Raw genomic sequence first — 21,332 nt, forward strand, 5'->3', positions numbered from 1 at the left:
CCCACACCGACTGCTCGCCGATCGTGCGCACCAGCTCGGCGCGCATCAGGGCGACGATCTCGGCCCGGCCGGCCACGTGGTGGTAGAGCGCCGAGGGGCTGACCTTGAGCGCGCCGGCCAGTGCGGGAATGGTGAGGTCCCCCGCCTCGTCGACCAGCCGCAGCGCGGTGTCCACGATGCGCTGCCGGTCCAGCAGGGGTGTGCGCGGCCTGGCCATGCCCGGCTCCTCACCGTCGGGGTCGCCGGGCGGCCCGTCGGCCCCGGCAGACCAAGATCATCGTTATCCAAGCGTTACTGAACAGCTTTCAGTAAAACCCTTCCGCACCCGCCGGTGCCGCGCCTACGGTAACCGAACCCCATTCGGTTAGGCAGGCCCGCGCATCCGTCGGCCCGCCCTGCCCCGGAGAGGACGCAGACCCCCCGCATGCGTGCCGAAACGATCTTCACCGGCGGCCGGATCCACACCGGAGACCCCGCCCTCCCCCGCACCCACGCCCTCGCCGTCCGCGCGGGGCGGATCGCCGCCCTCGGCGACGCCGCCCTCGCCCTGCGCGACGAGGACACCGAGACCGTCGACCTCGACGGCGGCGCCCTGCTGCCCTCCTTCGGCGACGGCCACGTCCACCCGCTGCTCGGCGGCATCGGCCTGCGCGGCGTGCCCGTCCGCGACTGCACCAGCCTGGACCAGGTCGTGGCGGCCGTCCGCGACTGGGCGCGGCGGCACCCCGAGGCCGAGTGGATCACCGGCGACGCCGTGGACCCCTGGCTGGCCGAGGGCGGGCTGTTCGACGCCCGGCTGCTCGACGCCGCCGTCCCGGACCGGCCGGTGCTGCTGCGCACCATGGACCACCACACCGGCTGGGCCAACAGCGAGGCGCTGCGCCGGGCCGGGTACGGGCCGGACACGCCCGAGCCGGTGGGCGGCGAGATCGTCCGCCGGCCGGACGGCAGCCCGCTCGGCACCCTGCGCGAGTTCGGCGCGCTCAACCCCGTCCTCGCGCTCGTCCCGCCGCCGCCGTTGGCCGAGCAGGTCGCCGCACTGCGCGAGAGCACCGCCGCGCTCGCCGCCGCCGGGGTCACCTGGCTCCAGGACGCCTGGGTCGAGCCCGCGCAGGTGGACACCTGGCTGGCGGCCGTCGCCGAGCAGGACCTGCCGGTCCGGGCCGGGCTCGCCCTGCTGCTCGAACCGGACGGCTGGCGCGAGCGGCTCCCCCGCCTGGCCGCCGACCGCGACCGGGTCGAGGCCGCCGGGCGCGGGCGGCTCTCCGCCCGGGCGGTCAAGTTCTTCGCCGACGGCGTCATCGAGTCCGGGACGGCCGCGCTGCTGGAGCCGTACAGCGACTGCCCGCACTCGCACGGCGTCGCCAACTGGACCGGGGCCGAACTGGCGGAGGCCGTCACCGCGGTGGACGCGCTGGGCTTCCAGCCGCACATCCACGCGATCGGCGACCACGGCGTGCGGATCGCGCTGGACGCCGTCGAGGCCGCCGCCCGCCGCAACGGGGTGCGCGAGCGCCGACCGGTGATCGCGCACGTCCAGCTGGTCCACCCGGACGACCTGCCGCGCTTCGCCGAGCTCGGCGTGATCGCGAACTTCGAACCGCTGTGGGCGCAGACCGACCCGCTGATGACCGAGCTCACCCTGCCCCGGATCGGCCCGGAACGCGGCTCCCGGCAGTACCGGATCGCCGCCCTGCTGCGCGGCGGCGCCCGGGTGTCCTTCGGCAGCGACTGGCCGGTCACCCGCTACGAGCCGCTGGCCGGGCTGGCCACCGCCGTCACCCGGCAGACCCCGGACGGCCTGCCGGACGGCGGCTGGCTGCCCGAGGAGCGGATCGGGCTCACCGAGGCGCTGGCGGCGTACTCGGCGGGCGTGGCGCACCAGGCCTTCGAGGAGGCCGAGTGGGGGGTGCTGCGGCCGGGCCTGCGGGCCGACCTGGTGCACCTGGCCACCGATCCGTACGCCGTGCCGGCCGGTGAGCTGGCCTCGATCGAGGTGGCCGGCACCTGGCTCGGCGGGCGGCGCACCCACGGTGCGCCGCCCGGTGGCGGCGACCGCTCGGCGCGCTGAGGCGGCGGCCGCCCGTTCCGTTCCGGCGGCCACCCACCCCGGCCGGCTTCCCGACCTGTCCCGGCCGTCCGCCCACCCCGACGGACTTCCCGGCCCGTTCCGGCCGTCCCCCACGGCGGCCCTGCCTCGTTCCCCGGTCGGCGGCCGACGCGTTCCCGCCGCCGACCGCCCTGCCCTCGTCCGTACGAACCCTGGAGAGCTCCCCCATGAACCCGCCCTCCGACGCGGCCCCCTCGTCCGCACTCCGTCCGCCCGACGCCGCCGCTTCCCCTGCCTCCGCCGCAACTGTCTCCGCCGCCCCCGCCTCCTCGGCGGGCTCCTCCGGCGGGCTGGGGCGCGGGGTGCTCGGCACCGGCGACATCGTCTTCTTCGTGGTGGCCGCCGCCGCACCACTGACCGTGATGGCCGGCGTGGCGCCGTTCGCGATCTCCTTCGGCGGCATCGGCGCGCCGGTCGCCTACCTGGCCACCGGCGTGGTGCTGGCGCTCTTCGCGGTCGGGTTCACCGCCATGACCGCGCACATCCGCAACGCCGGCGCCTTCTACGCCTACGTCACCCGAGGCCTCGGCCGGCCCGCCGGACTGGGCGCGGCACTGCTCGCCGTGCTCTCGTACAACGCGATCCAGATCGGCATGTTCGGCGCCTTCGGGTTCTTCGCCCACACCACGGCCGCCGACCTGCTCGGGCTGGACCTGCCCTGGCCGGTCTGGGCGCTGCTCGGGGTCGCGGTGGTCTGGTTCCTCGGCTTCCGCTCGATAGACCTCGGGGCCAAGGTGCTCGGGGCGCTGCTGATCGCCGAGACCGGCATCCTGCTGGTGCTCGCGGTGGCGGTGCTGGTCAAGGGCGGGGCGCACGGGCTGAGCCTGACCTCGTTCGCGCCGGAGCACGTGTTCTCCGGCGGGATGGGCGGGGTGCTCGGGCTCTCCTTCGCCGCCTTCATCGGCTTCGAGGCCACCGCGATCTACCGCGAGGAGGCCCGGCAGCCGCACCGGACGGTGCCGCGCGCGACCTATGCCGCGATCGCCTTCCTCGGCCTCTTCTACACCTTCGTCACCTGGATGATCGTGCAGGCCTACGGCGACGCCGAGGCCGTGGCGACCGCCACCGCCGACCCGGCCGGGATGTTCTTCACCGCGATGACCGACTACGTGGGCGGCTGGGCGACGGACGTGCAGCGGGTGCTGATCGTCACCAGCCTGCTCGCGGCGCTGCTCGCCTTCCACAACACCATCACCCGGTACGGCTACGCGCTGGCCACCGAGGGGGCCGCCCCGGCCGCGCTCGGCCGGATCCACCCGCGCCACGGCTCGCCGTGGCTCGGCGGCATCGCGCAGTCGGTGCTGGCGGCGGTGGCCGTCGGGGTGGCGGCGCTGATCGGGGCGGACCCGTACAACCAGTTCTTCCTCTGGGTGAACTCCCCCGGGGTGGTGGGCATCCTGGTGCTCCAGGCGCTGGCCGGACTCGCGGTGTTCGTCTTCTTCCGCCGCGACCGGGCGGCCGCCGCGAGCTCCGGGGCGTTCCGTACGGCGGTGGCGCCGCTCGCCGCCACCGTGCTGCTGTGCGGGGCCACGGCGCTGGTGGTGTGGCGGCTGGACCTCTTCACCGCCGCCGGCCCGGAGGTCAACTGGCCGCTGGTCGCGATCGTGCCGGTGGTGTTCCTGACCGGCGTCGGGATCGCCCTGCGGCTGCGGGCCCGACGGCCGGAGGTCTACGCGCGGCTCGGGACGAGCGAGGTCGACGGAGACTGAGGCCGACGGGGACCGAGGCCGACGGCGCGGGGAGACCGGGGGCGGCCGCTTCCTCCCCGTGCCCCGTTCCTCCCCCCGCGTCCCACCCGGTCAGGCCTGGCCGACGGCTTCGGCGAGCAGCCGGTAGGAGTCGAACAGCGCGGTGCGGTCGTAGGTGCTGGTGGTGACCAGGAACTCGTCCGCCCCGCTGCGCTCCACCAGCTCCGCCAGCTCGGCGACGGCCTGCTCCGGGGTGCCCGCGATGTGGCCCTTGAGCGACTGCTCGTACGCGGCCCGCTCCCGGACGGTCATCTCCCGGGAGCGGATCGCGGCGGCGGGGGCCAGCGGCGGGAACTCCCCGTGGGTACGGGAGTACGCGCCGGACCAGGCCTCCGGCACGAGCAGCTCGTGCGCCCGCTCGGCCGTCTCGGCGACCGCCACCGTGCCGGAGACCACCACGTACGGCTCGGCGGCCTGCGCGGAGGGGCGGAACCGGGCGCGGTAGCGGTCGATCGCCGCGAGCATCCGGTCCTTCCCGCGCGGAGCGGCGATCACCAGCGGCAGCCCGGCCTCGGCGGCCAGATCGGCGCCCTCGCCGGTGGCCAGGACGAAGGCCGGGACGTGCAGGCCCTCGGCCGGCCGGGCGTGGACTCCCCGGTGCGCCTGCTGCGAGCCGTCGAAGTAGCCGAGCAGTTCGGCCAGCTGGGCGCCGAACTCGTCCGCGGCGTCCTTCTCCCGCCCGAGTGCCCGCCGGACGCCGTCGGTGAAGCCCACCGAGCGCCCGAGCCCCATGTCGATCCGCCCCGGGAACAGCGCGGCCAGCACGCCGAACTGCTCGGCCACCACCAGCGGCTGATGGTTGGGCAGCATCACCCCGCCGGTGCCGACCCGGATGCGCGTGGTGGCCGCCGCCACCGCCGCGGCGAGCACGGTGGGCGCCGATCCGGCCGCCCCGGGCACGCCGTGGTGCTCGGAGACCCAGAACCGGTGGTAGCCGAGCCGCTCCGCCTCGCGGGCCAGGGCCACCGTGTCCCGCAGCGCCTGGGCCGGCTCCTCACCCTGTCTGGTCCGGGAGCGGTCGAGCACGGAGAGCCTGGTCGTGGGCGCGGCACTGGTCACATGGCTGGACAACGCCCGCCCGCCGCGCGGGCATTCCCAGGACGGCCGGGGCCAAGGTCGGCGGCCGACCGGTCAGGCGCCCGCCCCGGGTATTCGGGCCCGACGGATGTCCGCGGCCTCGCCCGTCGCCTCGGGCCCGGCCCTGCGCACGACCTCGCCGCTGGCCTCGGGCCCGGCCTCGCGCCCGGCCTCGGCCGTGACCCCGCCCCTGCCCCGGCGGCCCCAGGGCTTGTACACCGAGAGGATCACGTTGACCAGGTAGAGCATCAGCGCCACCGCCGGAACGATCACCGCGGTGTAGCGGACGGCGCCGAGGTCCGCCACCGTGATCGGGCCGGTCGGATGCGCGTCCGCCACCCGCACCGCCTCGTGCAGCCGGTCGGGGAGGGCCAGGACGGAGGCCGCCGTCGCCCCGAGCGTCAGCCAGAACTTGGTGCTCACCCAGTAGTACCGGAACAGCCCCCAGGGCGTGCCCCGCCCGAGCGCCACCCCGCTCAGGAAGGTGAGCAGGCTCAGCGGCAGGATCAGCACGTCGCCGAGCAGGCCCATCGCCCGGTAGGCGGTGCGCAGCCGCTCGGCGTCCCCGGTGGTCAGCGCCGTCACCGCCAGGGTGAGCAGGCAGAGCATCAGCGCCAGCCAGCTCACCGAGGCGACGACGTGCAGGACGACCAGCGGTTTGCGCACCGCGGGCGGCAGGCGGCGGCCGGCGGGCACCGGTGCCGCCGCCACCCGCCGTGGAGTCGGTTCGGACGCCGCGACGGCGCCGGTGGGCGAGCGCACGGGTACCTCCTTCGAGTCGGGGTCACGAGGACGGCCCCAGGCTCTCCCGCCCGCTTCTCATCCGGCATCTGACGGCGGGAGTAACCTCGCCTACTCCCGCGCGAGTACGCGCCCCGGCACCCCGCCGGACCGAGCCTCCCCCGGCACCCGCCGGACCTCGCCCCAGCCGCCGGACCGCGCCGCCCGGCAGCGGCCCCGACCACGGCCGCCCGGAGGGGCCGGACTCAGTCGGTCACCGCGAACCCCTGCGCCGCGCCCAGCCGGTGCAGCGAGGTCTGCCCCGGGATCCCGTCCGCCGCCCCCGCCTGGTACCCGCAGCGCCGCTGCCAGGCCGCGTACGCCGAGACCGTCCGGCTGCCGAACGAGCCGTCCACCCACCGCTGTTCGAGCAACCCCTCGTCGACCAGCGCCTGCTCCACGATCGCCGCCTCGGCGGCGTACGACAGGTGCCCCTGCTCGGCGTCCGGATCGGTCCTGGCGGCCGCGATCACATGGGCCACCGAGACCGTCCGCCGGCCGGGCAGGTAGCCGAGCAGCCGGCGCAGCGAGGCCTCGCCGGGGACGCCGTCCGCCGCCTGCCCGGCGTAGCCCAGACTCCCCTGGTAGTCCGCGTAGTTCAGGGTGTCCGCGTCCGTCCAGTTCGGGCCTGGGCCGGAGCGGTAGTGGTCGCCGAAGCCGCGCGCGACCAGCGCCCGCCCGACCGCCGTCACCTGGTAGCCCTGGGCGCCGTAGCCGTACGGCAGGCCGTTGATGGTGACCTGGTAGCGGGCGGGCGTGGCCGGCGGCACCGGGTGCTGCTGCGAGGGGATGTCCGGAGTGCCGGGTCCGACCGTGAAGTCGGGCCAGGAGCCGGGGTCGGTGTGGTCGTTGTACGGCACGTGGGCGTGCGCGTACCAGCCGCCGCAGGTCTCCCAGGCCTGTTCGTCGCGGCGTCCGGAGAAGTCGCCGGGCCGGCCCATCGGCCAGACGTCGGGCACGCCCCAGGAGGTGATCCAGGCGTGGATCCGGTCCCAGCCCGCGCACGGGGTGTCGACCAGCCGCGGGTAGACGACGCCCCGGTAGCGGCAGTAGGGGAAGAACACCGCCTCGATCTGGATCACCACCCGCCCGGCCCGGTTGGTGCGGGTCGGGCTCTGGGCGGGGCTGAGCAGGCTCTTCGAGCGGGAGTCGGCCGGGAACAGCTGCGCCGTGCGGCCGCTGAACGGGTCCCAGACCAGGTGCGGGGCGCTGCCGGCGCCGCTGCCGGTGAAGTAGCCGACCAGGTCCTCGTAGGAGCACCAGTCCTGCGGCGCGGCGGCGGTCGCGTTGCGGTCCCAGGTGATGTGGGCGATGGCCTTCGGCGGGTACTGCTGATCGGTCGGCGCGTGGTCGCCGAGGTCGTGGATCTCGGCACCGGGCAGCCACGGGTCGGGCATTGCGGGCTCCTCCGAACGGCGTAAGGGCATCACCTCCGGTATCGGCAGGTCCGGCTCGCGGATTGACCCCGACGGCGCAAATGCCCGGCGGTGAACCCCCCGTGCTCGACCGGCCGTTCGACTCTGCGGGGGCTGTTCGCTCCCGCGTGCGATCCGGGCGCCCGTGCGGGGGCGGCCGATCGCGCGGAAGCGGGGCGCATTCCACCCCGCCGGAGCCCCGCTGTCAATCGTTGACTTCAAAAGTGGTCTAGTCCACGGTGGTCCGGCGGACCGGCCCGAGCCCTGCGCCCGGGCGCCCATATGCGCCCAACTGGCCTCTGCTGCACCGAACTTGACGATCAGACGGAGAAACCCGCACCATGCAAAGAGTCTGCCTCGCCCTGCCCACCATGCGACCCTGCCCCGACACCATCGCGGAGCTCGCCGAGGAGGCGGCCTACGCGGTCGCGAACTTCGAGGTCGAGGTGCACCTCCTCGTCCTCGACACCACCGAAGCCGACGCGTTCGACCGGAACGCGGCCGCCGTGGCCGCGCTGGCCCCCGCCCCCGGCGTGTTCGTCCACCACCTCGGCGAGGCGCGGCAGCGGGAGTTCCTGCGCCGGGTGGCCGAGGCCTCCGGCGCCCCCGACCCCGAGCTGCTGCTCGACCTGATGCTCCCGCGGGCCGTCGCGTACGGCTCCTGCGTCAACCGGCTCTTCCTGGGCGCGGCCGCCCTGGGCTGCACCTCGGCGCACCTGCGCAACGACGACGCCGACTTCCAGGTCGTCGACGGCCGGAAGGTCTTCCCGATCCACCACGAGCTGCTCTCGATCGGCCGGCCGGCCGGCGAGGCGGTGGCCGGCGTGTCCCGCTCCGAGCTCGACCCGGCCGACGCGGACAAACCCGTGATGCTGGTCAGCGGCTCCTTCATCGGCGAACTCAACGTGGACATCGGCGAGATCCACGAGCTGGACCCGGCCGTCTACCGCGACGTGGTGCGCCTGTGGACCCCGCCGGTCTGGTCGGACGAGGAGAAAGACGCGATGGTGGACATCTCCTTCAAGGGCGCCGGCTCCGAGCCGTTCGGCACCGACGAATCCGTCCTCGGCGTGCCCGACATCTGGGACGTCTACATGTGCAACATCGCCCTGGACCACCGGGCCTACGAGGTGCTGCCGCTGCTGCCCTCGACCGAGACCATCGGCAGCGACTACGCCCTGCTGCACTCCCTGGTCCACGCCCGGATGCCCGGCGTCGTCCACAACCGCCACATCGTCAACTACTACACGCCCGAGCGCCGCACCGGCGCCGGCTTCGTCTCGTACCAGCTGCGGTTCGTCAAGTTCCTGCTCTCGATGCTGTACCTGTACCCGGTCTACGGCGGGATGATCGACCTCGGCCGCGGGATGCTGGACGAGCGGTACGGGCTGAAGGTCGAGCCGATCCTCGAGCTGGTGCGGGGCAGCGTCGACTGGGACCGGGCCGGCAACGAGCACTGCCTGGACGTCCTGGACCGCTCCTACCGCAAGCTGGGCGGCAAGTACGCCGAACTCGCGGACGTGGTGGCCGGGCGGCGGCAGCAGCTCCTGGACGAGGCACGGGAGGACGCCGAGCGGTGGGCGGTGCTGGTGGAGGCCTGGGCGGCACTGGTGGCCGCCGCCCGCGCGGAGGGCCTCGCCGGCGCGGACGGGACGGCCGGGTGAGCGAGGAGCTCCGGATCCGGCAGCTGGCCGAGGGCGACTGGGACGCCGTGGTCGCACTGGAACACGACGCCTACGCGGCCGACGGCCTGTCGGAGGGCCGGGAGGCACTCCAGTCGCGCGCCCTCGGCTCGCCGGAGACCTGCTTCGTGCTGGAGCAGCGCGGCACGGTCCGCGGCTATCTGCTGAGCCTGCCGTACCCTCCGCTGCGCTGCCCGGACCTCGCGCGGCCGGAGGAGACGGCGTACGCCTCGGACAACCTGCACGTGCACGACCTGGTGATCGCCGAGGAACTGCGCGGCCGGGACGTCGCGCTGGGGTTCATCCGGCACTTCCGGGCCCGGGCGGAGGAGCAGGGGTACCAGCGGATCTCGATGGTCGCGGTGCGCGGGGCGGACATCCTGCTGCGGCTGCTCGGCTACCGGGCGCACCGGGAGGTGCCGGTGCCCGCCTGCTACGGGCGGCGGGCGGTGTACATGTCGATGCCGGTGAGCTGAGCGACTCGCTCCCGCCGCCCGTACCGAGCCCTGCGGGGGCGTCGGCCTGCCGGGTTCGTCCGGACGGGGTTGCGGTTGCGTCTCCGTTCCGTTCGGCGTGGGTACGAAGTGGGCCGCGGTCCGGGATCGTGGTCGCAACCACTCGTGCGGCAAGGGGAGTTGCCATGGGGGACGGCCGGGATCCGGCACCGGATGCGGTGGCGGCGCTGCTGGGCGACGGGCCGCACCAGGCGGTGGCCGAGGTCGTCCGGGCGCGGTTGCGGATGGTGCCGGAGGGGGCGCGGGCGCTCGCGGCGGCCGAGGCGAGCCCGGGGAGCGCGGAGGCGCGGGCGCTGCTGACCGCCGCCGTCGCGCACCTGCTGGCCTCGGACCGGGCGTTCGCGCAGTACCTGGCCACCACCGGGCTCGGGCAGCCGGGCGATCCGCCGACCGTCCAGCTGCGGATCGAGCCCGGCACCGTGCAGTTGCGGGTCGGCCCGCCGTCCGCGCCGCCACTGAAGGGCCCGTCCACCGTGCAGTTACGGGTCGGCCAGGCGGCTGCGCCGCCACCGAAGGGCCCGTCCACCGTCCAGCTGCGGACCGGCCCGGCGGCCGCCCGCGCCCGGGCGCTCGCCGCCCGGAGGAGCAACGCCGGGATCGTCCTGGCGCTCGTCCTGGTGCTGGTGGCGGCGCTGGTCGCGCTCGGCGTCCACCTCGGCTCGCGCCCGCTGCTGAAGCCGGGCGGGCCCGACCTGGCGCACGCCGCGCAGCCCCTGGGCGACCCCGCGCTGGTGCGGGCGGTGCTGCCCGATGAGGGGGCGATGCCGCGCGGGTGGCGGGTGCAGCGGGAGCCGCGGTCGGGGACGGGCACGGCCGACGGGCGGCCGTGCCTGCTGCCGGACGCCTGCGACCGGCAACTCGCCTACGCCACCGTCACGTTCGAAGCGGCCTCGGTGCAGACCGCGGAGTTCCAGGTGATCGCCTTCGCCTCCCCCGAGGCCGCCGCCGAGGCCTTCGACAGCCTGCTGGAGCGCACCGGCGGCGAGGAGGCGACCGCGGTGGCCGTCCCGCGGATCGGCGACCGGAGCGCCACCCGCACCCACGGCGCCTCCGCCGCGGTGGTGCTGGTCCGGGTCGGCGGCGTCCTGCTCGTGGTGCGCGACGACGGGCCGGGCGCCGCCCTCACCGCGCCCGGGCTCACCGTCTTCGCCCGGCTGCTCGCCGACCGCGCCCGGCAGGCCCAGGACGGCCGCACCCCGGACGCCTCCGCCCGGGGGACGGCGGGCTGACCGGACCGACCGGGCTGACGTGCGGGCCGAAGGTCAGGGCTTGTGGAGGTACGCCAGCACGGCCTGCACCCGCCGGTTGCCGTTCTCGTCGTCGGTCAGCCCGAGCTTGCCGAACATCGAGGTGGTGTACTTGCCGATCGCGCTGTCGCTGAGGAACAGCCGTTGCGCGATGGCCTGGTTGGACAGCCCCTCCGCCATCAGGCCGAGCACCTCCGACTCGCGCCCGGTGAGCCGGTCGAGCCGCCGGTTCGAGGGGGCGGAGGAGACCAGCGCGCCGATCACGGCCGGGTCCATGGCCGTCCCGCCCGCGGCCACCCGCTCCAGGGCGTCGACGAACTGATCGCCGTCGAACACGCTCTCCTTGAGGAAGTAGCCGATGCCGCCGGCGCCGTCGGCCAGCAACTCCCGGGCGTACAGCTGCTCCACGTGCTGGGAGAGGATCAGCACCGGCAGCCCGGGCACCTCCCGGCGCGCGGCGAGGGCCGCCTGGAGGCCCTCGTCCGACTGGGTCGGCGGCATCCGGACGTCGACGACGGCGACGTCCGGTCGCCAGGTCAGCAGGGCGTCCAGGGTCTCGGGGCCGGTGGCGGCCGTCGCGACCACCTGGTGCCCGTAGGCCTCGACCAACCGGACCAAGCCGTCCCGCAGCAGGTACAGGTCCTCGGCTACAACGATTCGCATGGGACCACCATGATCGCACAAGTCGGGCCGCCGACCGGGCTGGTGAGCTCCAGGGTGCCGTCGAACACCGCGAGGCGGCGGCGCAGTCCGGCGATCCCACCCCCATCGTCCGACACGGCACCACCACCCGCCGGAACACCGCCACCCGCCGCGGCACGACCACCCGTGGGAGCACCGCCACCGGCGGGAACGCCACCCGCCACCGCGCCGCCCCGGCCGTCGTCCCGGACCTCCACCACGATGCCGGTCCCGCTGTGCCCGAGGGCGATCCGCACGCTCGTCGCCCGGGCATGCTTGGTCGCGTTGGTGAGCAGTTCGGCGATCCCGAAGTACACCGCGGACTCGATCGGCGGCTCCAGCCGGAACGGCCCGTCCGCGGTGACCGCCACGTCGAGCGGACTGTTCAGCGCGAGCGCGCGGACCGCGTCCACCAGCCCGCGCTCGTTCAGCAAGGGCGGGTTGATGCCCCGGACCAGGTCCCGCAGTTCGGCCAGCGAACTCGCCGCCCCGGCCCGCGCCGCCCGCATCAGCGCCCGGGCCCGTTCGGGGTCGGTCTCCATCAGCTTCTCGGCGGTCGCCAGCGAGAGCCCGAGCGCGACCAGGCCCGCCTGCGCGCCGTCGTGCAGGTCCCGCTCGATCCGGCGGATCTCGGCGGCCTGGGCGACCGTCACGTCCGCCCGCTGGGCGGTCAGTTCGTCCACCCGCTGGGCCAGCAGCATCGCGGCGGACGGGCCGAGGAAGCGGACGGCCACCGGCTCCACCGACCGCCAGGCGTACGGCGAGACGGCGACGGCCGCCGCCGCGGCGAGCGCCCCGAGCACCCGCGCCACCGGCTCCGGCCGGAGCAGCCCGAGCACCGCCACCACCACCGCGGCCGGCGGGACGGCCGCGGCCAGGCCCGCCGTGAACGGCGCGATCCCGGTGAACCGCAGGTCCCGCCAGGTGGCCGGGTCGCTCCACCGGATCCGCCAGGACTGGTCCATGACGGCGTCCCGGCGGCTGCGCTCGTACCCGTACCCGTTCCACCAGTAGCCGGTGGACATCCGGCTGACGGGCCCGGGCGTCCGGTAGCCGGCCGGGACGACGGCGCCGGTCCACCGCTCGACCAGCAGCCGGACCGCTCGGCAGACCGGACGGGCCAGGGCCAGCGTGCCCGTGCCCACCAGCACCACGGGCAGCAGCCACGACCACGGGTTGCCCGGGCCCCACCACATCCCCAGGGCCACCGCGGCGGCCCACACCGCCGGGATCGCCAGGGTGACGGCCGCCACCGCACACGACCGGACGAACCCCACCCCCGCGCGTTCGATCCATGAACCCGGCTGCCCCACTGGCCCCCCAACCCCTCGATCTCCGTTCGATCCTCCCACTCTGCACCCCGCGGAGCCGGCCGGCGCCCTGGTCAGCCCAGGTGTGCGCCTGGACCCACGAAGCGGTGGGTCCAGCCACACCCCCGACGGCGGCCGCCGTCGGGTGAGCCGGGCCGCCCGGGAAGCACCGGCCGGACGGTCGCCCGAATGCATGTATCGCTCTCTTGACTGGCGTCACCGACCCGCCATACTGGCCTCACTCCCCGCTCGCACGACGAGGTGCCCGCCCATGGAGCTCTCCCCCTCGGCGCACGTGGACACGTTCTGCCGAGACCACCTCCCGCCCTTCGAGCAGTGGCCCGAACTCCTCTTCGAACTCCCGGAGTTGGCCTATCCCGACCGCCTGAACTGCGCCGCCGCCCTGATCGACGACACCATCGAACGCCTCGGCCCGGACCGCCGCTGCCTGCTCACCCCCACCGACCGGTGGTCCTACGGCGAACTGCGCGACCACGCCGACCGGATCGCCCGTCTGCTGACCGAGGACCTCGGCCTCGTCCCCGGCAACCGGGTCCTGCTGCGCGGCCCCAACACCCCCTGGCTGGCCGCCTGTTGGCTCGCCGTACTGAAGGCCGGCGGGGTGGCCGTCACCACCGTGCCGCTGCTGCGCGCCGCCGAGCTGACCGAGCTGCACCGCATCTCCCGGCCCGCCCTCGCCCTGTGCGACCACCGCTTCCTGGACGAGCTGCACCGGGCGCGGACCCCCGGCCTGCGCATCCTGCCCTACGGCGGCCCCGGCCCGGAGGACCTCACCGCCCGCTGCGCCGCCAAGCCCACGGCCTTCCCCGCCGTCCCGACCGCCGCCGACGACGTCGCACTGATCGCCTTCACCTCCGGCACCACCGGCCGCCCCAAGGCCACCCTGCACTTCCACCGCGACGTGCTCGCCATCGCCGACACCTTCTCCCGCCACCTGCTCCGCCCCACCCCGGACGACCTGTTCACCGGCACCCCGCCGCTCGGCTTCACCTTCGGCCTCGGCGGCCTGCTGGTCTTCCCGCTGCGGGCGGGCGCCGCCGGCCTGCTGCTGGAGCAGGCCACCCCCGAACAGCTCGCCGAGCAGGTCCGACGGCACCGGGCGAGCGTGCTGTTCACCGCGCCGACCGGCTACCGGGCGATCCTGGCCGCCGGGCTGGCCGACCGGCTGGCCGGGGTACGGCACTGCGTCTCGGCGGGCGAACCGCTGCCCGCCGCCGTCTGGCAGGCCTTCCACGCGGCCACCGGGCAGCGGCTGATCGACGGCCTCGGCGCCACCGAGCTGCTGCACGTGTTCGTCTCGGCCGCCGGGCCGGACATCCGCCCCGGCGCCACCGGCCGGCCCGTCCCCGGCTTCCGGGCCGCGGTGCTGGACGAGCGGGGCCGCCCGGTGCCGGACGGCGAGCCCGGGCTGCTCGCCGTCAAGGGCCCGACCGGCTGCCGCTACCTGGACGACGAGCGTCAGCTGGACTACGTCCGCGGCGGCTGGAACCTCACCGGCGACACCTACGTCCGGGACCGCGACGGCTACTTCTGGTTCCGGGCCCGCAACGACGACATGATCGTCTCGGCCGGCTACAACATCGCCGGGCCCGAGGTGGAACAGGCCCTCGCCGCCCACCCCGACGTGGCCGACTGCGCGGTGGTCGGCGCGCCGGACGAGCGGCGCGGCACGGTGGTCACGGCGTACGTGGTGCTGCGCGCGGGCGTTCCGGCCGGGCCGGAGACGGCGCGCGGGCTCCAGGACCACGTCAAGCGCACCATCGCGCCGTACAAGTACCCGCGGGCGGTCGCGTTCGTGCCCGAGCTGCCGCGCACCGCCACCGGCAAGCTGAACCGCGCCGAGCTGCGCCGCCGGGCCGCGCCCGCCCCGACACCGGCCCCCGCCCCAGCCGCCGCTCCCGCTCCGGCTCCGGCTCCGGCTCCGGCTCCGGCTCCGGCTCCGGCCAGCGTCACCGTCGAGCGCCGGGTGGAGTGGTCCGACACCGACGCCGCCGGGCACTACCACTTCTCCGCCGTGCAGCGCTGGGCCGAGGCGGCGGAGGCGGCCCTGCTGCGCCGGCTCGGGCTGGCCGAGCTGTTCGGGCGGATACCCCGGGTGCACTTCGAGGCCGACTACCGCGAGCGGCTCTGGTTCGGCGACCAGGTCCGCACCGAGCTGCGGGTGGAACGGGTCGGCGGCTCCTCGCTGCACTACGCCTTCGAGGTGTACGGCCCGCACGGGCTGGCCGCGAGCGGGCGGATGTCGGTGGTGCACGCCGCGCCGCAGGGCGGGGGCGCCGAGCCGTGGCCCGCGCCGGTCCGCCGCGCGCTGGCGGAGGCCGGACCGCAGCGGCCCGAGGTGGGCGCATGAGCCCGGGCCGGGTCGCCGCCCGGATCGCGGTGATCGGCGCCGGCCCCGGCGGGCTCTACTTCGCCGCCCTGGCCAAGCAGCTGGCGCCCGACCGGGAGCTCACCGTCTTCGAACGGGACGCCCGGGAGGCCGAGTCCGGCTTCGGCGTGGTCTTCTCCGACGAGACCCTGGACGGCATCGCCCGGGCCGACCCGCGGGTGTTCGCCGCGATCAGCGCCGAGTTCGCCCGCTGGAGCGACATCGACGTCCGCTACGCCGGCGAGGTCCGCACCAGCGGCGGCCACGGCTTCGCCGCCCTGGACCGCAACCGGCTGCGCGCCATCCTGCGGCAGCGCTGCGCCGAGCTGGCGGTGGACGTGCGCTACCGCACCCCGGCCCCGCCGGTCGACCGGCTGGCCGCCGAGTACGACCTGGTGGTGGCCGCCGACGGCATCCACTCCGGCACCCGGGCCGCCCACCCGGAGAGCTTCCGCCCCGACCTGGACCAACGCCACTGCCGCTACATGTGGCTCGCCACCGACAAGGTCTTCGAGGCCTTCACCTTCATCGTCGAGCAGTACGACTTCGGCGTCCTCCAGGTACACGCCTACCCGTACAGCGCCACCCGCTCGACCTTCATCGTCGAGGCGGCCGCGGACGCCTGGCGCCGCGCGGGCTTCGAGACCCTGGCCGCACGGGAGTCGGCACGCGGCGAGAGCGACCTGGCGAGCGTACGGCGCTGCGCGGAGCTGCTGGCCGGGCACCTGGACGGCCACCGGCTGATCCCCGACGCCTCCCGCTGGATCCGCTTCACCACGGTACGGAACGCGAGCTGGCGCCACCGCAACGTGGTCCTGCTCGGCGACGCCGCGCACTCCGCGCACTTCTCGATCGGCTCCGGCACCAAGCTCGCCCTGGAGGACGCCCTCGCCCTGGCCGCGGCGCTGAGCGAACACCCCACCCTGGACGAGGCGTTGGCCGGGTACGAGGCCGAGCGGCGCCCGGTGGTGGAGTCCACCCAGCGCGCCGCGCAGGCCAGTCTGGAGTGGTTCGAGACCATCGGACGGCGCACCGGGCAGGACGTCGACCGGTTCGCCTTCAACCTGCTCACCCGCAGCCGGCGCGTCACCTACGGCAACCTGCGGGCCCGCGACCCCGCCTTCGTGGACGCCGTGGACACCGCCTTCGGCGGCTCGCCCGGGGTGCCGCCGATGTTCCGGCCGCTGAAGCTGGGCGCGCTGGAGCTGCGCAACCGGATCGTGGTGCCCCCGCTCGCCACCTTCACCTCGCCCGACGCGCTGCCCAGCGGCTTCGACCGGGCCCAGCTGACCGGGCACGCGCTCGGCGGCGCCGGGCTGGTGATCGCCGGGATGACCGCGGTCGGCCCCGAGGGCCGGGCCACCGACCGGTGCCCGGGCCTGTGGACCGACCACCAGGAGGCCGCCTGGCGCCGACTCGTCGACGCCGTCCGGGCGGTGAGCGACACCCCGGTGGGCATCCAGCTGACCCACGCCGGCCGCCGGGGCGCGACCGCCGTCCCCGGCCCCGACGGCATCGGACGCCCGCTCGCCGAGGGGTGGCCGCTGCTCGCCCCTTCGGCCCTCCCCTGGGACGCCGGCAGTCCGGTTCCGCACGAGGCGAACGACGTCCAACTGGCCGCCGTCACCGCCGACTTCGCGGCCTCCGCCGAGCGGGCCGCACGGGCCGGGTTCGACGTCCTGGAGCTCCAGTTCGGCCACGGCCACCTGCTCTCCTCCTTCCTCTCCCCACTCACCAACCGCCGCACCGACCGGTACGGCGGGCCGCTCGCCCACCGGCTGCGGCTGCCACTGGAGGTGCTGACGGCGGTGCGCGCCGCCTGGCCGGCCGGCCGTCCGCTGCTGGTGCGGATCTCGGCGAGCGACTGGGCGCCCGGCGGCACCACCGAGGAGGAGGCCGTGGCGATCTGCCGCGCGCTCGCCGGGGCCGGGGCGGACGCGCTGGACGTCTCCACCGGCGAGGTGGTGGCGCACCAGCGGCCGCCGTACGGGCGCGGCTACCAGACGCCCTTCGCCGAGCTGGTCCGCACCGCCACCGGCCTGCCGACCATCGCGGTCGGCGCGATCTCCGGGTTCGACGACGCCGACTCCGTCCTGCTGGCCGGGCGGGCCGACCTGGTCGCGGTCGGCCGCGCCCAGCTGTACGACCCGCTCTGGACGCTGCACGCCGCCGCCGAACGGGGCTACACCGGGCCGGGCGTCCGCTGGCCCGAGCCCTGGCGGGCGGGCAGCCGCAAGCCGCCCGGCCCGAACGCCGACCGGGTCGCCCCGCGCCTGCGGCTGCTGCGCGAGCCGCCCGCGCCCGTCCACCGCCGCTGGTCACCGCCCCGCCCCGGCGCCACCCCCGAGGAGTGACGAGAACCGTGCCCGACCTGCCCCGCTTCACCGCCGCCGCCGTCCAGGCCGCCCCGGTCTACCTGGACCCGGCCGCCACCGTCGACAAGGCCGTCGCACTGATCCACGAGGCGGCCGGGCACGGCGCCGAACTGGTGGTCTTCCCCGAGGTCTTCGTGCCCGGCTACCCGTACTGGAACTGGACGATGAACCCGGTGCAGGGCTCGCCCTGGTACGAGCGCCTGTACCGGGCGGCCGTGGACGTCCCCGGCCCGTACACCGACACCCTGCGGGCCGCCGCCCGGCAGGCCGGCGTGGTGCTGGTGATCGGGGTCAACGAACGCGGCCGGCCGGGCCTCGGGCCGCTGTACAATACCCTGCTGGTCATCGACACGGACGGCGAACTGATCGGCGTGCACCGCAAGTTGGTGCCGACCTGGGCCGAGAAGCTGACCTGGGCGCAGGGCGACGGCAGCACCCTCACGGTGCACCCCACCGCCGTCGGCCCGCTCGGCGCGCTGGCCTGCGGCGAGAACACCAACCCGCTGGCCCGCTTCACCCTGCTGGCCCAGGGCGAACTGGTCCACGCCGCCTGCTACATCGCGCTGCCGGTGGGCCCCGAGGACTACGACATGGCGGACTCGATCGCGCTGCGCACCGCCGCGCACTGCTTCGAGGGCAAGGTGTTCTCCGTCGTCGCCTGCTCCACCGTCTCGCCCGAGATCGTGGACCTGATCGCCGGCGACGACCCGGTCGTCCGCAAGCAGCTGGCCCGCCCGCACAGCGCCCTGTCCGGGATCTTCGGCCCGGACGGGCGCCCCGTCACCGAGCCGCTGGTGGACGAGGAGGGCATCGTCTACGCCGAGATCGACCTCGGCCGCTGCGTCCAGCCCCGGCAAATGCACGACATCGTCGGCCACTACAACCGCTTCGACGTCTTCCGGCTGCACGTGGACAAGCGCCCGCTGCGGCCCCTGATGCTCCCCGAGGAGGAGGCATGACCAGCACCGAACGCGCGCCCGAACGCTTCCCCGACCGGTTCCCCGAAGGCGCCCCCGAGCGCTCCCCCGACCGGTTCCCCGGACGCGACGGCGACGGCGACGACGGCTACGACGACGACCGGATCGGCCGGGCCCGGGTCACCGACAGCCCGGAACTGCTCGCCTACTACCGGGAGTTGGCCGAGCACGAGGCCGGCGCCCTGTGGACGGTCGCGAACGAGATCGAGCCCTGGTACCCGCAGCCGAGGTCCGTCCCGGTGCTCTGGCGCTACGCCGACCTCCGCCCGCTGGTGCGCAAGGCACTACCGCTGGTGAAGGCCGACGACGCCGGCCGCCGGGTGGTGATGCTGGTGAACCCCGGCCGCCGCGAACTGAGCGCCGCCGTCGGCCTGTTGTACACCGGCCTGCAGATCATGGGCCCCGGCGAGACGATGACCGCGCACCGCCACCAGGCCTCCGCGCTGCGCTTCGTCCACGAGGGCACCGGCGCCTGGACCGTGGTGAACGGGCAGAAGCTCAAGGTCGGCCCGCGCGACTTCGCGATCACCCCGAACAACACCTGGCACGAGCACGGCAACGAGGCCGACGACGCCCCGGTGATCTGGCAGGACGGCCTGGACATCCCGCTGGTCAACACCCTCGACGCCAACTTCTACGAGGTCCACCCCGAGCTGCACCAGCGGCCGGGCCCGGTCGTCAACTCCTCGCTGCTCAGCTACGGCGGCAACCTGCTGCCGTACGGCGTCGAGAAGTGGAGCCGGCCCTACTCGCCGCTGCTCGGCTGGCCCTGGGAGCCCAGCTACCACGCGCTGTGCCAACTCGCCCGCGCCACCGGGGGATCGCCGTACGACGGCGTGATCATGGAGTACACCAACCCGGTCACCGGCGGCCCGGTGATGCCGACCATGGCCGCCCACCTCCAGCTGCTGCGCCCGGGCCAGGCCACCCGCGCCCACCGGCACACCGGCTCGGTGGTCTACACGGCGGCCAAGGGGCGCGGCGTCTCGGTGATCGCCGGGCAGCGCTTCGCATGGCAGCAGGGGGACGTCTTCGTCGTCCCGTCCTGGGCCTGGCACGAGCACGCGAACCTCGACCAGGGCGAGGACGCCTGCCTGTTCTCCTTCAACGACTTCCCGGTGATGCGCGCACTCGGCCTGTACCGCGAGGAGGCCCACCCGGACGGGCAGCAGCCCACCCCCACCGCCTGACCAGGAGACCCACCACCATGCACCTGCTGACCTTCCGCGCGGACGGCGACGACACCCCGCGCCTCGGCGCACTGCTCCCCGGGGACCGGGTCGCCGACCTCGCCGCCCTGGCCGAGGCCGCCGGAGCCGAACTGCCCGGCGACCTCCTCGGGTTGATCCGCGCCGGGGCGCCCGCCCTGGCCACCGCGCGCGAGCTGACCGCCGGGGCGCCGGCCACCCGGCCGCTCGCCGAGGTGTCGCTGCGCGCTCCGCTGCGCCCCGGCAAGATCGTCGGCGTCGGCCTCAACTACGTGGAGCACGTGGCCGAGTCGCACCGCACCCTGGACACCGAACGCGAACTGCCGGACCGCCCGGTGCTGTTCAGCAAGCCGTCCACCGCCGTCACCGGCCCCGGCCAGCCGATCCGGCACAACGCGAACCTCACCAAACAGCTCGACTGGGAGTGCGAACTCGCCGTGGTGATCGGCGAACCCGCGTTCCAGGTCGCCGAACGGGACGCCCTGCGGCACGTGTTCGGCTACAGCATCGTCAACGACGTCAGCGCCCGCGACCAGCGCCGCTCCGGGCAGTGGTTCTTCTCCAAGGGGCAGGACAGCTACGCGCCCTTCGGCCCGGTCGTGGTGACCGCCGACGAGATCCCCGACCCGCAGCGGCTCGACCTCTCGCTGAGGGTCAACGGCGAGCTGCGGCAGGACTCCAACACCCGCCACATGCTGTTCGGCGTCGCCCGGCTGATCGCCGACATCTCCTCCGGCGTCACCCTGGAACCGGGCGACGTGATCGCCACCGGCTCGCCGTCGGGCGTCGGCGCCGGCCTGGTGCCGCCGCAGTTCCTCCAGCCCGGCGACGTCGTCGAGGCCACCGTCGAGCGGATCGGCACGCTCACCAACCCCGTGGTCGACGCCCGCTGAGGACCGGCACTTCTGACGACCGACACCTGTTGACGACCGACACCCGCCGAAGACCGACGCCCGCCGAAGGGAGCGCCCGCTGATGCCGCCGTACCGGATCGGCCAGATCGTCCCGAGCTCCAACGTCACCATGGAGACCGAGGTGCCCGCCCTGCTGCGGGCCCGCGAGGCGGTCGCCCCCGAGCGGTTCACCTTCCACTCCAGCCGGATGCGGATGACCAGGGTCACCCCCGAGCAACTGCGCGCCATGGACGCCGAGTCCGACCGCTGCGCCGTCGAGCTCTCGGACGCCCGGATGGACGTGATCGGCTACGCCTGCCTGGTCGCGGTGATGGCCACCGGCCCCGGCTACCACCGCGAGGCCGAGCGGCGGCTGCACTCGCGCACCGTCCGGAACGGCGCCCCAGCGCCCGTGGTCACCAGCGCCGGCGCCCTGGTCGCCGGGCTGCACGAGCTCGGGGCCGCGAAGGTGGCCATGGTCACCCCGTACCTGCGGCCGCTGGCCCGGACGGTGGTCGAGTACCTCGCCGCGGAGGGCATCGAGGTGCTCGACCACGCCGCCCTGGAGATCGCCGACAACCTGGACGTGGCCGCCCACGACCCGGCCCGGCTGCCCGCGATCGCCCGCGCGCTCGCGTACACCGAGGCCGACGCGGTGGTGCTCTCCGCCTGCGTGCAGCTGCCCTCGCTGTCGGCCGTCGAGGAGGCCGAGCAGCAGCTGGGCAAACCGGTGGTCTCGGCCGCCGTCTGCACCGCCCACCAGCTCCTGCGGGCCCTCGGCCTGCCCGCCTTCGCACCCGGGGCCGGGCACCTGCTCTCCGGCGCCTATGCATAGCGGTCCCGGCGCCTTGGAAACGCAGGAATCCCGCGCCCCCGGACCGGCACTCTCGTTATGATCGCCACCAGTCGCCGGGGAGGAGGTCCG

At 75.1% G+C, this 21,332-nt stretch carries 16 protein-coding genes and 2 pseudogenes; 12 read left to right on the forward strand and 6 right to left on the reverse strand.

Features of this window, described 5'->3' with window-relative positions:
* A pseudogene (locus tag ABZW03_RS11075) lies at positions 1-217 on the reverse strand (TetR/AcrR family transcriptional regulator); the annotation flags it as partial.
* A gap of 207 nt (positions 218-424) precedes the next feature.
* Here ABZW03_RS11075 and ABZW03_RS11080 point away from each other — a divergent pair.
* Complete coding sequence (locus ABZW03_RS11080; RefSeq protein ID WP_355254898.1) at positions 425-2,071, forward strand: amidohydrolase; 1,647 nt, start codon at positions 425-427, stop codon at positions 2,069-2,071.
* Between the two features lie 206 nt (positions 2,072-2,277).
* Entirely contained in the window at positions 2,278-3,819 is a 1,542-nt protein-coding gene (locus tag ABZW03_RS11085) for an APC family permease (RefSeq protein ID WP_355254900.1), read from the forward strand.
* A gap of 90 nt (positions 3,820-3,909) precedes the next feature.
* Here the strand turns inward: ABZW03_RS11085 and ABZW03_RS11090 are convergent, their stop codons facing one another.
* From ABZW03_RS11090 to ABZW03_RS11100, 3 genes are all read right to left on the reverse strand, one after another.
* On the reverse strand, positions 3,910-4,917 hold the full coding sequence (locus ABZW03_RS11090) for an LLM class flavin-dependent oxidoreductase (protein ID WP_355254902.1): 1,008 nt from the start codon (positions 4,915-4,917) through the stop codon (positions 3,910-3,912).
* 72 nt (positions 4,918-4,989) lie between these two features.
* A complete protein-coding gene (locus ABZW03_RS11095) occupies positions 4,990-5,697 on the reverse strand; it encodes a DUF2269 domain-containing protein (protein ID WP_355254904.1) in 708 nt (235 codons plus the stop codon).
* A gap of 224 nt (positions 5,698-5,921) precedes the next feature.
* On the reverse strand, positions 5,922-7,112 hold the full coding sequence (locus ABZW03_RS11100) for a peptidoglycan-binding protein (protein ID WP_355254906.1): 1,191 nt from the start codon (positions 7,110-7,112) through the stop codon (positions 5,922-5,924).
* A gap of 359 nt (positions 7,113-7,471) precedes the next feature.
* Here ABZW03_RS11100 and ABZW03_RS11105 point away from each other — a divergent pair, with 359 nt between their 5' ends.
* From ABZW03_RS11105 to ABZW03_RS11115, 3 genes are all read left to right on the forward strand, one after another.
* A complete protein-coding gene (locus ABZW03_RS11105; protein ID WP_355254908.1) occupies positions 7,472-8,794 on the forward strand; it encodes a DUF6271 family protein in 1,323 nt (440 codons plus the stop codon).
* The gene (locus ABZW03_RS11110; RefSeq protein ID WP_355254910.1) at positions 8,791-9,288 is read left to right on the forward strand and encodes a GNAT family N-acetyltransferase; all 498 of its coding nucleotides are present in this window, start codon (positions 8,791-8,793) and stop codon (positions 9,286-9,288) included. The genes ABZW03_RS11105 and ABZW03_RS11110 overlap by 4 nt, the downstream gene beginning before the upstream one ends.
* 164 nt (positions 9,289-9,452) lie before the next feature.
* The gene (locus ABZW03_RS11115; RefSeq protein ID WP_355254912.1) at positions 9,453-10,556 is read left to right on the forward strand and encodes a hypothetical protein; all 1,104 of its coding nucleotides are present in this window, start codon (positions 9,453-9,455) and stop codon (positions 10,554-10,556) included.
* A 33-nt stretch (positions 10,557-10,589) separates the two neighbouring features.
* On the opposite strand, the gene ABZW03_RS11120 is transcribed toward ABZW03_RS11115, so the two are convergent.
* Both ABZW03_RS11120 and ABZW03_RS11125 read right to left on the reverse strand, forming a co-directional pair.
* Positions 10,590-11,237 carry a response regulator transcription factor gene (locus ABZW03_RS11120; protein ID WP_355254913.1) on the reverse strand — a complete coding sequence of 216 codons (648 nt, stop codon included), beginning with the start codon at positions 11,235-11,237 and terminating at the stop codon, positions 10,590-10,592.
* Entirely contained in the window at positions 11,222-12,568 is a 1,347-nt protein-coding gene (locus ABZW03_RS11125; protein ID WP_355254915.1) for a histidine kinase, read from the reverse strand. The genes ABZW03_RS11120 and ABZW03_RS11125 overlap by 16 nt, the downstream gene beginning before the upstream one ends.
* A gap of 268 nt (positions 12,569-12,836) precedes the next feature.
* On the opposite strand from ABZW03_RS11125, the pseudogene ABZW03_RS11130 reads away from it, so the two are divergent.
* The 7 genes and pseudogenes from ABZW03_RS11130 to ABZW03_RS11160 all read left to right on the forward strand — a co-directional run.
* Positions 12,837-14,435: pseudogene (locus ABZW03_RS11130) on the forward strand (AMP-binding protein); the annotation flags it as partial.
* Positions 14,415-14,936, forward strand: coding sequence for a thioesterase family protein (locus ABZW03_RS11135; protein WP_355254943.1), 522 nt, complete (start codon positions 14,415-14,417; stop codon positions 14,934-14,936). The pseudogene ABZW03_RS11130 and the gene ABZW03_RS11135, both read left to right, overlap by 21 nt.
* Positions 14,933-17,308, forward strand: a complete 2,376-nt coding sequence (locus ABZW03_RS11140; RefSeq protein WP_355254917.1) for an FAD-dependent monooxygenase — start codon at positions 14,933-14,935, stop codon at positions 17,306-17,308. The genes ABZW03_RS11135 and ABZW03_RS11140 overlap by 4 nt, the downstream gene beginning before the upstream one ends.
* 8 nt (positions 17,309-17,316) lie before the next feature.
* Complete coding sequence (locus ABZW03_RS11145; RefSeq protein WP_355254919.1) at positions 17,317-18,288, forward strand: carbon-nitrogen hydrolase family protein; 972 nt, start codon at positions 17,317-17,319, stop codon at positions 18,286-18,288.
* Positions 18,285-19,496 carry a cupin domain-containing protein gene (locus tag ABZW03_RS11150; RefSeq protein WP_355254921.1) on the forward strand — a complete coding sequence of 404 codons (1,212 nt, stop codon included), beginning with the start codon at positions 18,285-18,287 and terminating at the stop codon, positions 19,494-19,496. The genes ABZW03_RS11145 and ABZW03_RS11150 overlap by 4 nt, the downstream gene beginning before the upstream one ends.
* Positions 19,497-19,513: 17 nt before the next feature.
* A complete protein-coding gene (locus ABZW03_RS11155) occupies positions 19,514-20,407 on the forward strand; it encodes a fumarylacetoacetate hydrolase family protein (protein WP_355254923.1) in 894 nt (297 codons plus the stop codon).
* Between the two features lie 82 nt (positions 20,408-20,489).
* Positions 20,490-21,242: an Asp/Glu racemase gene (locus ABZW03_RS11160; RefSeq protein WP_355254925.1), complete on the forward strand. Its 753-nt coding sequence runs from the start codon at positions 20,490-20,492 to the stop codon at positions 21,240-21,242.
* Positions 21,243-21,332 lie beyond the last annotated feature (90 nt).

Origin of the sequence: Kitasatospora sp. NPDC004799 (assembly GCF_040609095.1) — a bacterium.
Classification (GTDB): domain Bacteria; phylum Actinomycetota; class Actinomycetes; order Streptomycetales; family Streptomycetaceae; genus Kitasatospora.